Source organism: Mycolicibacterium smegmatis, from assembly GCF_001457595.1.
Lineage (GTDB): Bacteria > Actinomycetota > Actinomycetes > Mycobacteriales > Mycobacteriaceae > Mycobacterium > Mycobacterium smegmatis.
In genome coordinates this window covers 2,973,004-2,987,914 of the sequence record NZ_LN831039.1, presented here as the reverse complement: position 1 = coordinate 2,987,914, position 14,911 = coordinate 2,973,004, and the positions used below count along the sequence as shown (strand labels likewise).

The following is a 14,911-nucleotide window of genomic DNA, read 5'->3' as shown; positions in this document are numbered from 1 at the left end:
CGGGATCACCTGGGGAGCAGGTCTTCCCAGTTCTGCGCGCCCGGCGTCGCCAGATCCGCCTGGTGGTGCACCTGGCCGTCCGGCGTCGCGTACCGCCCCGTCTCGGGGTCGTAGGTCGCGATCGCGACCGAGGGACCGTCACCTGCGGTGTGGGCACTCGGCGCCACCGGCAGCGCGTCGCCGTCGACAGGTGTTCCCTCGACCGGCCCGTAGATGTGTTCGTCCAGCGTGACCCGGTCATCCGGCGGCACGCCCTGGGCGATCAGGTTGGGGTCGATCGGGTACGGACCGGTCACATGCTGACGCATCGCGAGCGGTTCGAAAGGCCGGTCGCTCTCGCAGATCTCGACGGTGGGAGCCCGCTTGCCCGGTTGTCCCATGCACGGGAAGTTCCTCGCGCCGCGCACACCGATCGGTGAGTCCTGCGGGAGTTTGCAGTACAGCCCGTCCGGGGTGTCGACGTCGGTCAGATCGGCCGGTGACCGCCACTCCGAGGGCGGCAGGAACCCGACCGTGCACGCCGGAGGATCGCCGAGGGTCAGGCTGAACTCCGACAGCGCCATGCCGGTCGGGTTGTTGAGCGACGAACCGTAGGACTGGGTGGCGGCCAGGTACGGCGGCAGCAGCACCAGGAGTTGTTCGATCGACGGGTTGTAGGTCACGCCGATCTGTCCGACCGTGACCAGGTTGGCCAGCAGCACCGGCAGCGTGGGCTTGACCTGGTCCAGCAGCCTCGACGCCTCGTCGGCCGCACCCGAACCGGTCTGCACGATGGTGCGGATCTGCGCATCGTCGTCGGCCACCTGCCGGGTGATGCCGGCGAGGCTGCGTGCCCACGTGCGGATCGCATCGACGCTCGCGGCCTGACCGTCGAGCAGTGGCCTGCTGTCGTCGATCAGGGTGCGTGTGGTGTCGGCGGTCGCGTCGAGGTCGGATGCCAACCGCGCCGAGGAATCGAACAGCGCGCCGAGTTCGTGCCCGGATCCGTTGAGGGCCCTGAACGATTCGTCGAGCAGGCCGCCGAGTTGACCCGAGGGAATGCTGTCGACCAGGGCGCTCATCTGGTCGAGCATCGGGCCCACCTTTTGCGGGACCGAGGTGTTCGCGGCCGTGATGACCGACCCGTCCTGAAGATACGGCGCGTCGTCCGTCCGGGGCCGCAGGTCGACATACTGCTCACCGACCGCGGACACGCTGCGGACGTCCGCCTGCAGGTCGGCCGGGATCCTGGGCGAGGTCTGCAGCGACAGCGTGGCCAGCGCCCCGGAGCGCGTGGGCCGGACGTCGGTCACCTTGCCCACCTCGATGCCGCGGTAGGTGACGTTGGAGAACCGGTACAGCCCACCGGTGGACGGCAACTCCAATGTCACGGTGATGCGGCCGATTCCGAACAGCACGGGCGCCTGCAGATAGCTGAACACCATCATCGCCGACGCGACCACCGAGGTGATGGTGAAGATGATCAGCTGGGTGCGGATGAACCGGGTGATCATCAGTTGCCTCCCTCTGCGGCCGGTGCCGCATCCCCGGCTCCGTCGACCGTCGGCGGGAACGGAGCCAACTCGGTGGGCTTGGGGGTGACCGGGGCCTTGAGCGGATCCAGCGTGTACGACGAGTACCACGGGTCACCGGGTGCAGGCACCAGTGAGGCTCCCGGCTGTCCCCACCGGGTGCCGAGCAGGATGCCGCTCTTCAGACGCGGGATGGTGAAGTCGAAGACGATGAACTGGTTCATGAAGTCGCCGCGGATGCCGCGGTCGATGAAGTCCTGGGTGTAGGGATAGGTCGGAAGGTACGACAGTGCCGTGACCAGGTCCGTGCCCACGTCGGCCAGCGCCTTCACGGTCGGTTCGAGGTTCTTCAAATTGCGGACCAGATCGGCCTGTGAGTCGTTGATCAGCCGATGGGCGATGTCGCTGAACGCCCCCAGCTTGTTCATGGCCGTCGTGATCTGTGGTCGTTGTGAGGCAAGAACTTCGAGCGCGGGTGGGATCCGGTCGAGCGCCTCGGTGAGGGTGCTGCGTTGCGCGGCGAAAGTGCCTGCCACACGGTTCATCGCCGCGATGGTCGCGACGATGTTGTCGCGTTGATTGTCGAGGATGCCGACGACGTTGTTCATGCGCGTCAGCAGGTCTCGGATCTCGACCGCGCGCCCGTCGAGCGCCGCGCTGAAGTTGTGCACGATATCCGCGATCTGCATCAGTCCCCCACCGTTGACGACCAGCGACAACGACGACAGGGTCTGCTCGGTCGAGGGGTAGGTCGTCGATCGGCTCAGCGGTATCGTCGCGCCCGGCGCCAACCTGCCCTCCGGTGCTGAGTCCACGGGCGGATCCAGCGCCAGGTGCATCGACCCCAGCAGACTCGTCTGTCCGACGGTCGCGACGGCGTTGGCGGGTACCACGACGTCGGGTTGCACGGACACCTCGACATCGGCGTGCCAGCCGTCCAGGGTCATCCTGCGGACCGCACCGACCACGACGTCGTCGATCATCACGGGCGAATTGGGCTCCAACGTACCGACATTCGCGATCTGCACGTGGAAGGTCGCCGCGTCGGACCCGGTGCCCACGGTGCCAGGCAGCGGTAGCGAGTTGACGCCGTCGAACCTGCAGCCCGATACCGTGAGGACCGCACAGCAGGCCACGGCGAGCCAACCGCGTGCGGGCTTACGTGGCTTCACGGGGTTCCTTCCGGTGCGGGTGGCGCAGCGGCCATCTCGGCAGGTAACAGCAGGTCCTCCAGAGTCGACGCCGGCGGCGGCGAGGTGGCGGGCGGGACCGGCGCGCCGGGGTACAACGCGGGATGGCGTTCGGCCGGAAGCCCGTTCGGGGTGTACGCACCGGGGGGCTGCGGTGGGTCGGCCCATCCCGCAGGAGGCGGCACGTCGCCGGCGCCGGTGTAGGCCGATACGGCAGGCGGCAGTTCGGCAGGGGCCGAGGGTGTTCCGCCTCCGCCGGGAGCCAGGCCCGGCTCGGAGTAGATCACGTTCTTGGGCGCCGGTCCGAGATAGGCGTTGAACGGCATGGGCAGGTAGTTGAAGTTCATCAACCGCAGCGCCGGTCCCAGGTACTGTGCGCAGGCCTTGGCCGATTCTTCGGAGGTGGCGTTCTCGACGGCACCGATGGCAGAGCAGATCACCGCCACCGGATTGGCGAAGTTGTTCATGGCGAACGACCCTCGCGGCCCCCCGGTGTCGGGGTTGTAGATGTTGTAGCCGTTCACCAACGCGTTGGGCGCGGCGTGCAGCACGTTCTTGACCACGGTGCTGTTGTCGGACAACACCTGCGTCACCTCGGCGAGCCGTTGGATCTGTTCGGCGGTCTGATCCCGGGTGCCGGAGATGAAACCCTGGACCAGGCCGACCGCTTCGGACAGGTCTTTGACCGCGGCGTCCAGATCTGACCGGCTGCCGTCGATGACGCTGGTGACATCGGCCAGGCTGCCCTGGAACTGCACGATCTGGGCGTTGCTGTCGCGCAACGCCGTGACGAAGGTCTGCAGGTTCTGCAGGGTCTCGACGATGTTCCCGCTGCCCTCTCCCAGGATGCGGCCCACCTCCGACATCTGCGCGATGGTGGTGCGCAGTTTGTCTCCGTTGCCTGCCATGGCGTTGGCGGTGCTGTCGATGAATCGGCCCAGCGACGTCTCCGACACACCGTTGGCAGGTCCGAGATCGGTTGCCAGGCGGGTCAACTGCTCCTTGACCTCGTCCCACTCCACGGGCACGGCGGTGCGGTCGACACCGATCTCGGCGCCGTCGGCCATGACGGGGCCGTCCGCGCCGTCGACCCCGTACGGCGGCGTCAACTGGACGTATCGCGCCGACACCAGGTTCTGCGCGACGATGATCGCCTTGGCATCCGCCGGGATCGGCACATCCCGCTGCACCTCAAGTGTCATCTTCGCGGTCGTGCCCGCGGCATCGATGGTCTTGATGTTGCCGACCTTGACGCCGGCGACACGGACCTCGTCACCCGGGTAGATCGCGGTCGCCGACGTGAAATGGGCGACGATCGTCTTGGGGCCGAAATTCTTCTGGTACAACACGACCCCGCCGCCGGCGGCAGTCAGCGCCACCAGTGCGACGAGCAGGATTCGCGTGAGCCGCGGAGTGATCCGCCATGAGGCGCGCATCGTCATCCTCCGGGAATGCCGTTGTTGGGGAAGGGGAACTCGGCGCGTGGCCCGGCGTTGTCGGGCGGCTGTCCCGCGTTGACCCCGCGCCGGAACCCGAGTGCGTAGTCGAGGAACGGCTGGATGGCGGGCCCGGGCAGCAGATTGGAGGCGAAACCGTAGTAGTAGAACCCGTTGTTGACCGCCTCGCCCTGCGTGAGCTGGTATTTGGCGAGTCCCTTGAGTGAGGCCGTGAGGTTGTCGCGGTTGCGTTCGAGCATCGCGAGGACCTTGTTGAGCTTCTCCAGCGCGGGTGCGAGTTCCGCTTCGTTGTCGGAGACCAGTGCGGAGAGTTGTCGTGCCACGGCCGAGGTGTTGGCCAGCAGGTTGACGATCACGTACCGGCGGTCGCGGACCACCGCGAGCAGGTCGTTGGCGTTGAGGATCAGCCGATTGACCTGCTCACTGCGCTCGGAGAGGATCCCGGTGATCTCCGATGCGCTCTTGAGCAGATCGGCGAGGGACTCGTTGCGATTGTTGAGCGACTGCGACAGGCGCGTGATGCCGTCGAAGGTCGGGGCGAGCTGAGGTGCGATCCGCTCGATGGTCTCCGAGAGGACGTCGAGTGACTGGTTGATGGCCGCGGTGTCGGTCTCGGCCGTGTTGGTGGTGAAGTCACCGACCGCGTCGGTCAACGAGTACGGCGAACCCGTCCGGCTCACCGGGATCACACCCGATGGGCCGATCCGCCCGCTGCCCTTCGGTTCCACGGTGAGAACTCGCTGCCCCAGCAGGGTGCCGGTGCGGATGTGCGCCGTCGTGTCCTGTCCCAGCCGTGTCTTGCCGTCGAGCGCGAAAGTGACTCGCGCGCGGCCGTTCACGAGCTCGACATCGGACACGGTGCCCACGGTCACACCGGACACCTTGACCTCGTTGCCTGCCGTGAGCCCACCGGCCTCGGCGAACTCGGCGTGATAGCGGACCGAGGTGGCCATCTGGATGAGCTGCTGCGGCTGCAGGCCGACGACGATGATGAGCACCACCAGGACCAGGCCGAGCAGCCCGGTCCGGATGAGCCGTGTTCCACGATATTTGTGCATCAGGGCTCCGCGCATCTTCCGGTGTTCTGGATGACCCACGGGAAGTGGGCGGTCCGGCCCTGAAGGTCGGTCACGCGCACCGACACACCGCAGATGTAGAGGTTGAGCCAGCTGCCGTAGGAGCCGAGCCGCACCAGTTTGCGGTAGTTGGCCGGGGTCTTCTGCAGGGCCAGATCCAGGCGTGCGAGGTCGTCGTCATTGGACAGCAGCGGCGCCAGGCGCTCCATCTGGTCGACGGTTCCCGACAGCGGCGGCCGGGCTTCGGTCAGCAGACTCGCGAGCGACGCGGTTCCGTTGTCCAGTGCGGTGATCGCCTCCGCGATCGGATCGCGGTCCGCGGCCAGTCCGGTGACCAGGGTTTCCAGGTGATCGACCGCGCCGGAGAACTTCTCACCGTCGCGGGCGACCGTGGTGAGGACGTCGTTGAGGTTGACGATGAGCTGCTCGACGGTCTGGCCGTTGTCAGCAAGGGTGTTGGTGAACGCGGAGGTGCGCGCGAAAAGCGCTTCCACGTCACCGCTCTGGCCCTGCAGGATCTGGATGAGCGAACTGGTCAGGGCGTTGATGTCCTGGGGATTGAGACCCTGGATGACCGGCTTCAATCCGCCGAGCAGCAGATCGAGATCGAGCGCGGACTCGGTTCTGTCCGAGCCGATCTGCGAACCCGGAGGCTGGATCCGCGCCGACCCGGGCTCGTCGACGAGCTCGAGATAGTGGTCGCCCACGAGGTTGAGGTACCGGACCTTCACGGTGGTGCCCTCGGTGAGGCGCACGTCGTCGTCGGCGTCGAACTTCACGACGACGGTGTTGTCGGGTTGCAGCGCAACACTGTTCACGGTTCCGACGCGCAGCCCTGCCACCCGTACCGAATCGCCGGGCTTGAGACTGGAGACGTCGTCGAACACCGCGGAATAGGTGTTGGCCGACCCCGACCGGTACTCGCCGAAGATCACGAACAGCACGCCCGTCATCAGGGTCATGACGACGCCGAAGACGCCGAACTTGAGCGCGGTTCCACCGATGCCCGTCATCCCGGCTGTCCGATCTGGGCGGAGTTGCGGGGCGGCCCGGCGATCGGGCCGTAGAGCATCTGCTTGAGACCGTCGGAGTTGAGCAGGATGCCCTCGTTGCCGTACTGCGCCGGGTTGGCGTTGACATCGGTGATCACGAACGGCGGATGCTTCTGGAAGGGCACCTTCGGCAGGTCGGTGCACTGCGGGCCGCCCTTGGCCGCGACCTTGGGCAGGTTGTCCGGGTAGCGGTAGCGCTCCTGCCCCAGCACGACGGTCTGCAGCAGCAACCCGCCGGGCACCGGACTGCCCGGCGCCTTGGCGAGTTGGACCGCGCCGCCGAGTCCGCACGTGAGCGCCTGGTGGTACTCGTTGGTCAGATCGGTCGTGGGAGCCAGCAGGTGCGCCGCGTCGGTGATCGCCTGCCGGTTGGCACCGACGACGTCGATCCCGATGTCGGACAGTCCGATCATGCTGAGCAGCAACCCGTCGACGTTGTGCCGTTCCTCGACGATGGTGCGGCTGACCGTGGTGGCCGCATCGACGGTCGTGAGCAACTCGGGTGCGACGTCGGCGTAGGCATCGAGCACGTGCGGTGCCACCGCGAGCTCGTGGTCCAGGGTGGGCAGGCTCGGGTCGATCTTCGTCAGGAAAGCGTCGAATTCCGTGAGCATCTGACCGATCTGGTCCCCGCGCCCGTCGACGGCGACCGACAACGCGCCCAGGGTCTGGTTCAGCTTGTGGGGTTCGATCTTGGACAGCACGGTGGACAACTTCTCGAAGATGGTGTTGATCTCGACCGTGACATGGTCGGCCGACAGGACCTGACCGGCGCGCAACGGTTGCGGATCAGGGTTCGGCGGCGGAACGAGTTCGATCGACTTGGCGCCGAACACCGTCGGCGCCGCGATGTCGACACCGACGTTGGCCGGGATCAGATCCAGGTACGCCGGTTCCATCGCCAGATGGAGTGCCGCACGCCCGTCGGGCAACGATTCGATTGCCTGCACCCGGCCGACCTGCGCCCCATGGAGTTTCACCTTCGCGTCGGGGTTCATCACCAGTCCGGCACGCTGCGTCAGCACCGTGATGGGCACAGACTTGATGAAGCTGCCGCGGAACAGACTCACCGACAGGGCCACGACCGCGAGGATCACCACCGCGGTCGCGACGCCCAACAACGGACGTCTCACATCTGTTCTCATTCTTGTCTTCGCTGCCATCTTCGCTGCTACCCCGACAGGTTGAAGTTGCCGTTGGAGCCGTAGACCGCCAGCGAGACCAGCAGCGTCACCGCGATCACCACGATGAGCGACGTGCGCACCGCGTTGCCGACGGCCACGCCGACACCGGACGGGCCGCCCGCCGCGAAGAAACCGAAGTACGTGTGCACCAACAGGATCGCGATCGCCATCAGGATGGCCTGCAGGAACGACCACAGCAGGTCGACCGGGTTGAGGAACGTCGAGAAGTAATGGTTGTACAGGCCCGCGGACTGGCCGAACATCACGACCGTGGTGAGGTTGCTCGCGGCGAACGACAGGATCACCGCGACCGCGTACAGCGGCGTGATGGCCACCATGCCGGCGACGATGCGCGTGCTCACCAGGTATTCCACCGGCCTGATGCCCATCGACTCGAGCGCGTCGATCTCCTCGTTGATGCGCATGGCGCCGAGCTGCGCGGTGACGCCGGCGCCGAACGTGGCCGCCAGCCCGATACCGGCCACCACCGGGGCCGAGATCCGCACGTTGATGAACGCGGCGAGGAAGCCGGTGAGGGCTTCGATGCCGATGTTCCCGAGCGAACTGTAGCCCTGGACCGCCAGGGTTCCGCCTGCGGCGAGGGTGAGGAATCCGACGATCACGACGGTGCCGCCGATCATCGCCAAAGTGCCTGCGCCCATGCTGATCTCGGCGATCAGACGGATGACCTCGCGCCGGTAGTGCATCGCCGCGTGCGGGGTGCCCGCCAGTGCCCTGCCGTAGAACGACGTGTGGTCGCCGAGCCGGCCCGCGACGTCGACCGGGCGACGGAGTTCACGCGTGAGGCGTGGGTGAAGGGTTCGTACCACCATGACCGGCCCCGCTATCCGGTCGTCATCCGGATACCGATGGCCGTCACCACCACGTTCACGACGAAAAGCGCCATGAACGCGTACACCACAGTCTCGTTGACGGCATTGCCCACGGCCTTGGCGCCGCCACCGGCGATGGTGAGCCCACGGAAGCAGGCCACCATGCCGGCGATGAAGCCGAACAGCATCGCCTTGATGCACGAGATGATCACCTCGGGCACACCCGTCAGCAGGGTGATACCCGCTGCGAACGCGCCCGGATTGACGCCCTGGATAAACACCGAGAACGTGTAGCCGCCCAGTATCCCGATGATCACCACGAGGCTGTTCAGCAGCAGCGCCACTAGACCCGAGGCCAGGATCCGCGGCGTGACCAGACGCTGGATCGGGTTGATCCCCAGCACTTCCATCGCGTCGATCTCGTCGCGGATGGTGCGGGAGCCCAGATCGGCACACATGGCGGTCGCGCCTGCGCCTGCGACGATCAGCACCGTCACCATCGGGCCCACCTGTGTCACCGCGCCGAACGCGGCCCCGGCACCGGACAGGTCGGCCGCACCGAGTTCACGCAACAGGATGTTGAGGGTGAAGCTGACGAGCACCGTGAACGGGATGGCCACCAGCAGCGTCGGCGCCAGCGACACCCGCGCGACGAACCACGACTGCTCCAGGAACTCGCGGCCCTGGAACGGCCGGCGGAACGCGAACCGGACCGCATCCGACGACATCGCGAACAGGCCACCGATGGCCTCCAGCGTTGTCGACGTGCCCCCGCGCAGGACGCGCAGTCCGGGGGACCAACGATCCGCGGCCTCATTCACCATGTGTCGACGACAACTCCATCAAATCAGCACTTCTGTGGGAGACGGCGGCCCGCCGATCTCGTGGGGACCCACCATGGCAGCCGCAGTGTTTGCCCGGACACGGCTCGTCCCATCCACTGGGAGGCACGGCGGCGGTGGACCGGGTTGGGCCGCAACGTAGTCGGAGCCGGTTCATCTGGGGCCGGCCTCGTCGACGAATTTGGGAGTCGCACTGTGCCCGATCTGCAGGCCGAATCACCGATCGCACCATCGCGGTACGCCGGTCGGCGGGTGCTCATCACCGGGGGTGGATCCGGGATCGGCCAGGCCTGCGTACTGCGGATCCTCGCCGAGGGCGCTCAGGTGGTGGCCGCCGACATCAGCCCCGAGGGCCTCGACGACACCACGGGCAAGGCCGGTGAGTTCAGCAGTCGGTTGACCACCGTGACGCTCGACGTCGGCGATGAGGATTCGGTGCGCGCCGGGGTCGCCGCGGCGGTCGCCGAGCTGGGCGGGCTCGACACCCTGGTCAACGCCGCGGGCATCCTACGGTCGAGCCACCTGGCGCAGACCTCCCTCGCCGACTTCGAACAGGTCCTGCGCATCAACCTGACCGGGACGTTCCTGGTGACCCGCGAGGCCATCGGCGCGCTCCTCGAGGGCCACCGGCCCGCTGTGGTGAACTTCAGTTCGACCTCGGCGCACTTCGCACATCCCTACATGGCCGCCTACGCCGCGTCCAAGGGTGGCGTGCTGGCGATGACCCACGCCTGGGCACTGGAGTTCGCGAAGGCCGGCATCCGCTTCAATTCGGTTCAGCCGGGCTCCATCTCGTCGGGGATGACCGACGGAACCGGGGCGTCGCGGCAGAGCATCGGCCCCGGGCTTCCCGAGGACGCGGACTTCTCCCTGTTCGGCAAGGTGGCCCCGATGCTCCCGCTCGACGGCGGCGCGATCTTCGCCCGACCCGATGCGGTCGCGGGCGTGGTCGCGATGCTGGGCAGCGCCGACGCGTACTTCATCACCGGCACCGAGGTCCGCATCGACGGCGGCTCGCACATGTAGGTGCGAGCACGCACCTACGGAAGCGATGCGGGTTGACACGAGGAGAACACATGCGCACACGGAAGGCTGTTTCCGTGCTGATGTCCGGGCTGATGACGGCCGGGGCCATGGTAACCGGGGTCACGGTGGCGGCCGTCCTGTCGGCAGCGCCGGCCCGGGCGTTCTACGCGAACTATCAGCTGATCATCCCCGACCGATACGACTTCCACACCTGGACATGGGCGGTGTCGTACTGCGTTCCGGAAGCGGCCGACTGCGTGCAGATCACCGCGATACCGATGCCGGTCGCGAAGGCGTTCGAGTACCGGGCCAATGCGTATCTGACCGACGGGCGTTACACGTTGACCGTCGACGTGCCGGACGGATTGCGTTGCGGCAACGTGTATTACGGTCCGGTGATCGCCACCCGCGACGTGTACTCGTGGGATGCGGAGACACTGCAGGGCACCTTGGAGTCCTCGTTCGCCGCGGGTTGCGACGGCGCGCCTGGCGGCACGTTCACCTACCCGTTCTCGCTCGTGCGCCTCTAGATCGCACGAGCGTTCAGACGCGCTGCAACTCGACGACCGGGATGACGCGGGTGGTCTTGCGCTGGTAATCGCCGAACTGCGGTGCGACCGCGACCTGCTTGGCGTAGATCTCGTCACGTTCGGCACCGGTGAGCACGCGCGCTTTGACCGGGAAGGTCTCGGTGCCGAGTTCCACGACGGTGTCCGGGTTGGCCACCAGGTTGTGGTACCAGTCCGGATGCGAGTCGGCGCCGCCCTTGCTGCCGAAGATGTAGATCCGGTCGCCGTCGAGCAGCGGCACCAGAGGCGCGATCCGTTGCTTCCCCGACTTGGCACCCGTGTGGTGGACCAGGACCAGAGGGCTGCCCTCGAAGAGGCCGCCGGCCTTGCCGCCTGTCTCCCGGAACTCCTTGATCACCTGGTTGTTCATCTGGTCCCAGTCGATGGCCTCTGTCATGTCGCACCCTTTCGCCGCTGATCAGTCTTCAGGTGAGAAACGGTCGCGTGACAACATCCATTCCGCGGGAGTCCCGGAAACCGGGTCAGTTCGCCTCGTCGAATCGCTGCCGCGCCGCGGCGATGTCGCGCTGATGCTCCTCGGTCCAGCGGACCAGAGGCTGCACGGTCTGGTGCAGCGTGCGGCCGAGATCGGTCAACTCGTAGTCCACGCGTGGCGGGACGACGGGGTGTACGGTGCGGCGCACCAGGCCGTCGCGTTCGAGTTGGCGCAGCGTGACCGTCAGCATCCGCTGGCTGATGCCGTCGATCATGCGTTTGAGCTCGGTGAACCGCATGGACCCGTCGTCGAGCAGGGCGATGATGAGCAGCGACCACTTGTCGGCGATGCGGTCGAGGATCTGGCGGACCTCGCAGTCCTCGCGACGGTCCCATTGAAAAGCGTCCGGGCAGCACTCGGTTCCCTTGGGGATACCGACTGACTTCAAAGTGCCTTCTTCCGCCATCGCTCCATGGTGCCTGAAGATGTGGTCAGTTACCAGGAGGAACCAAAGGTGGTCGCATGGACTCGGTCGACGTCAGGGCAACCGGTTTCCGCGCGGCGTTGCTGCTCGCAACGCTGTGCGGCGCAGCCTTCCTGGAGGGCATCGACATCGCGATGTTCAACATCGCACTGCCCACCATCCGGCAGGCACTCGACCTCCCGACCGTCGAACTGCAGTGGATCGTCAGCGGATACGTCATCGGCTACGGCGGGTTCATGCTGCTCGGCGGACGCACGGCCGACGTGTACGGGCGGCGGCGGGTGTTCCTGACCGCCCTGGTCATCTTCATCGGGATGTCGGCGTTGGGTGGTGTCGCGCCCAACGGAGCCACGGTGATCACGGTGCGGGTGATCACCGGGATCGCCGCGGCGTTTCTCATGCCGGCCGGGCTCTCGATCATCACGACGAGTTTTCCCGAAGGGCCGCAACGGGATCGGGCTGTGCTCATCTATGCCGGCATCGGTGCGGCGGGGTTCTCACTGGGACTCGTCGCGGGAGGTGTGCTGACCGCGTTCGGTTGGCGGTGGGTGTTCTTCGCGCCCGTCGTGCTCGCGTCGGTGGTGCTGCTGCTGGCGGTCCCGCTGATCCCTCGCGACGATGTCACAGCGAGGCGAACGTTGGATGTTCCCGGTGCGGTACTCGTCACCGGCGCCGTGGTGCTCACCGTGACGGCAATCGAAAACGCCGCCCACGGAACAGTTCTCGGATCGGTGTCGTTCGGCCTGCTCGCGCTCGCCCTGTTCGCGGGATTCGCCGCCCGGCAGCGCACCGCAGCCGACCCGTTGGTACCGCCGGCGCTGCTGCGGCCGGGTTCGCAGGTCAACGCCTACGTGGGGGCGGGCTGTCTGGCTGCCGGATTCATGGGTTTCCAGTTCATCGTCGTGCTCTACCTGCAAGAGTTGCGCGGCTGGTCGGCGATGACGACGGCGCTGGCGCTGCTGGTGGCCGGTATCGACGCGGTGCTGGCTCCCACACTCACGCCTGTGCTGGTGCGCTGGTTCGGTCTGTGGCGCGTCATCGCGGCAGGCATGGCGTTCGCGGCGCTGTCGTTCCTGCTGTTCCTGGGCGTCGAACAGGACTGGGGGTATCTGAGCATGCTGCCGAGCCTGCTGGCGCTCGGGCTCGCGTTCACCCTGGCCTACGGGCCGCTGACGATCGCCGCGACCGACGGTGTCGAGGAGTCGTCGCAGGGGCTCACCAGCGGTCTGCTCTACACGACCTTCCAGTTCGGTGCGGCGGTCGGACTGGCCGCGGCCACGGCGGTCCAGGTCGCGGCGACGACGGCCGGTGCCGGGCAGCTCGACTCGTACCGGTTGGCGTTGCTGGTACCTCTGGCCCTCGGCGTGATCGGCGTCGCGGTGGCCCTGCCGCGCGCCTGGCGTACCCCGAAGGCGTGCGCGGCCGTGGCCGCCCAGCCTCACCTGTAGTCCCGCTCCGCAGACCTTTCCGGTCATCGCGTCGCGAATATCGCCCGGGCAGGATACTTTTGCGCACTGCAAGATAAATTGTTGAGCGCGTTGGACCCCGCCCCTAACGTTCGGCGTACGTTCGGGCGGTCCGACACTGCCGGTGTGCCGGCGAAAAGCTTTGCCCCACCGCGACTGTGCATCGTGGCCGTCCCCCGACTCCCAGACGAGGACCCGATGCGCCGTTTGCACAAAATGATTGCCGGCACCCTTGCGGTGGCGGTGCTGGCAGCCTGCTCCGGTCAGCAGCAGTCGGCCAGTTCCGGACCGAGTGGGCAGCCGCAGCCCGGCGGCACCCTCACCTTCTCCGACGTGCAGTTCGTCACCGACGCGCTGAGCACCAACTACACGACAGCCAATCTGCTGTTCCAGGTCGTCGACCGGCTGGTGTACCTCGACCCGAAGACCGGTGAGGTGTACGGCTGGCTGGCCGAAGAGTTCAGCCGCAACGACGACGCGACCCGGTACACCTTCACGATCCGCGACGATGTCACCTTCAGCGATGGAACCCCGTTGACCGCCGAGGTCGTCAAGGCGAACTTCGATCAACTCGGCAAGGGAGATCCGGCCAAGAAGATCCCGCCGTTCAGCGATTTCGTCGGGTACGACCACAGTGAGGTCAACGGCAACACCATCACCGTGTTCCTCGACCAACCCAACAGCAACTTCTACCGCGTCGTCGCCAACGGTCGCGCCGGGATCCGCGGGGAGAAGACCCTGGCGCTCGATTTCGACGGCCAGGCCAAGATCGAGAACGTCGTCGGCTCTGGACCTTTCGTCTACCAGTCGCACGTCCCCGACCAGGAGGTCGTGCTCACCAAACGGCCGGATTACGCGTGGCCGCCGGTCAATTCACCCAACCAGGGCGCTGCGTACCTCGACAAGCTCGTGGTGCGGGTGATCGGCGAACCCGGCCTGCGGGCCGGTGCCGTGCAGTCGGGACAGGTCGATCTCGCCCGCGGCATCCAGCCCACCGACGAACCGGCCCTGGCCCAGGGTGGCTTCCAGGTGATTCCGGTGGCCGCGCCGATCCTCACCGCCAACATCGTCGGATTTCGCATCAACAACGAGCTGGTCAGCGATCAACGGGTCCGCCGCGCGCTGCAACTGGGCATCGACCGCCAGGCCGTCGTCGACACCGTGCTGTCCCCCAGTTATCGGGCTGCTGATTCCGTTCTGGGACACGACGATCCGCTGTTCACCGACGAGAGCGCAGATCTGGGATACGACCCCCGAAGGGCCGCGGCGCTGCTCGACGAGGCCGGTTGGAAGGTCGGCGGCGACGGTATCCGGGAGAAGGACGGCAAGAAGCTCAACCTCACGCTGGCCGCGTCGAACCAGAGCGTGGTGTTCCGTCCGGCGTTCGAGTTCATCGAGTCGGGCTGGCGCGAGCTCGGAGTGGCGCTGCAGAACCGCGCCGGTGACACCACGTTGTTCAACGCCGCCAACGCCGACGGATCCACGCCGCTGCTTGGCACCCGCACGAGTTACAACAACGGGCTGGGCATGCTGTTCGGTCGCGCGAACGGCAACCTGACCTTCGCCACCAACGACGAGCTGATCGCGTTGTCGGCCGAAGAACTGCGGGCCACCGATCCTGCGCACGCCAAAGACATCGCCGCGCGGATCCAGAAGAAGGTGATCGACGATCAACTGGCACTGATTCTGTGGGACGAGGTGCAGGTGCACGCGGCCGCGCCCAACGTGCACGTCGAGTTCACCAACTACACCGAACCGCTGTTCCAGAGCGCCTGGAAGAACTGA

At 66.7% G+C, this 14,911-nt stretch carries 14 protein-coding genes; 4 read left to right on the top strand and 10 right to left on the bottom strand.

What is annotated here, in order from left to right:
• Positions 1 to 5: 5 nt before the first annotated feature.
• Genes AT701_RS14355 through AT701_RS14320 form a run of 8 tightly spaced genes read right to left on the bottom strand, consistent with a single transcriptional unit; the run spans position 6 to position 9,127 of the window.
• Positions 6 to 1,493, bottom strand: coding sequence for an MCE family protein (locus AT701_RS14355; protein WP_011728632.1), 1,488 nt, complete (start codon positions 1,491 to 1,493; stop codon positions 6 to 8).
• Positions 1,493 to 2,683: an MCE family protein gene (locus AT701_RS14350; protein WP_058126062.1), complete on the bottom strand. Its 1,191-nt coding sequence runs from the start codon at positions 2,681 to 2,683 to the stop codon at positions 1,493 to 1,495. Before AT701_RS14350 ends, AT701_RS14355 begins: the two co-directional genes overlap by 1 nt.
• Positions 2,680 to 4,137 carry an MCE family protein gene (locus tag AT701_RS14345; RefSeq protein WP_058126061.1) on the bottom strand — a complete coding sequence of 486 codons (1,458 nt, stop codon included), beginning with the start codon at positions 4,135 to 4,137 and terminating at the stop codon, positions 2,680 to 2,682. Before AT701_RS14345 ends, AT701_RS14350 begins: the two co-directional genes overlap by 4 nt.
• Positions 4,138 to 4,139: 2 nt before the next feature.
• Positions 4,140 to 5,216: an MCE family protein gene (locus AT701_RS14340; RefSeq protein WP_011728629.1), complete on the bottom strand. Its 1,077-nt coding sequence runs from the start codon at positions 5,214 to 5,216 to the stop codon at positions 4,140 to 4,142.
• Positions 5,216 to 6,247, bottom strand: coding sequence for an MCE family protein (locus AT701_RS14335; protein ID WP_011728628.1), 1,032 nt, complete (start codon positions 6,245 to 6,247; stop codon positions 5,216 to 5,218). Before AT701_RS14335 ends, AT701_RS14340 begins: the two co-directional genes overlap by 1 nt.
• Positions 6,244 to 7,431, bottom strand: coding sequence for an MCE family protein (locus AT701_RS14330; RefSeq protein WP_011728627.1), 1,188 nt, complete (start codon positions 7,429 to 7,431; stop codon positions 6,244 to 6,246). The genes AT701_RS14335 and AT701_RS14330 overlap by 4 nt, the downstream gene beginning before the upstream one ends.
• A 26-nt stretch (positions 7,432 to 7,457) precedes the next feature.
• Positions 7,458 to 8,303, bottom strand: a complete 846-nt coding sequence (locus AT701_RS14325) for an MlaE family ABC transporter permease (RefSeq protein ID WP_011728626.1) — start codon at positions 8,301 to 8,303, stop codon at positions 7,458 to 7,460.
• Between the two features lie 11 nt (positions 8,304 to 8,314).
• Positions 8,315 to 9,127, bottom strand: a complete 813-nt coding sequence (locus AT701_RS14320) for an MlaE family ABC transporter permease (protein WP_011728625.1) — start codon at positions 9,125 to 9,127, stop codon at positions 8,315 to 8,317.
• 270 nt (positions 9,128 to 9,397) lie between these two features.
• Between AT701_RS14320 and AT701_RS14315 the strand changes: the two genes are divergently transcribed.
• Together AT701_RS14315 and AT701_RS14310 are read left to right on the top strand one after the other, a co-directional pair.
• Positions 9,398 to 10,171, top strand: a complete 774-nt coding sequence (locus AT701_RS14315; RefSeq protein ID WP_036463150.1) for an SDR family NAD(P)-dependent oxidoreductase — start codon at positions 9,398 to 9,400, stop codon at positions 10,169 to 10,171.
• Between the two features lie 92 nt (positions 10,172 to 10,263).
• Positions 10,264 to 10,701, top strand: a complete 438-nt coding sequence (locus tag AT701_RS14310; protein ID WP_042510640.1) for a hypothetical protein — start codon at positions 10,264 to 10,266, stop codon at positions 10,699 to 10,701.
• A 13-nt stretch (positions 10,702 to 10,714) separates the two neighbouring features.
• Here the strand turns inward: AT701_RS14310 and AT701_RS14305 are convergent, their stop codons facing one another.
• Both AT701_RS14305 and AT701_RS14300 read right to left on the bottom strand, forming a co-directional pair.
• Entirely contained in the window at positions 10,715 to 11,137 is a 423-nt protein-coding gene (locus AT701_RS14305) for a nitroreductase family deazaflavin-dependent oxidoreductase (protein ID WP_011728622.1), read from the bottom strand.
• A gap of 85 nt (positions 11,138 to 11,222) precedes the next feature.
• On the bottom strand, positions 11,223 to 11,624 hold the full coding sequence (locus AT701_RS14300; protein ID WP_011728621.1) for a winged helix-turn-helix transcriptional regulator: 402 nt from the start codon (positions 11,622 to 11,624) through the stop codon (positions 11,223 to 11,225).
• Positions 11,625 to 11,698: 74 nt separating this feature from the next.
• On the opposite strand from AT701_RS14300, the gene AT701_RS14295 reads away from it, so the two are divergent.
• Complete coding sequence (locus AT701_RS14295) at positions 11,699 to 13,108, top strand: MFS transporter (protein WP_011728620.1); 1,410 nt, start codon at positions 11,699 to 11,701, stop codon at positions 13,106 to 13,108.
• A gap of 216 nt (positions 13,109 to 13,324) precedes the next feature.
• Positions 13,325 to 14,911: an ABC transporter substrate-binding protein gene (locus tag AT701_RS14290; RefSeq protein WP_011728619.1), complete on the top strand. Its 1,587-nt coding sequence runs from the start codon at positions 13,325 to 13,327 to the stop codon at positions 14,909 to 14,911.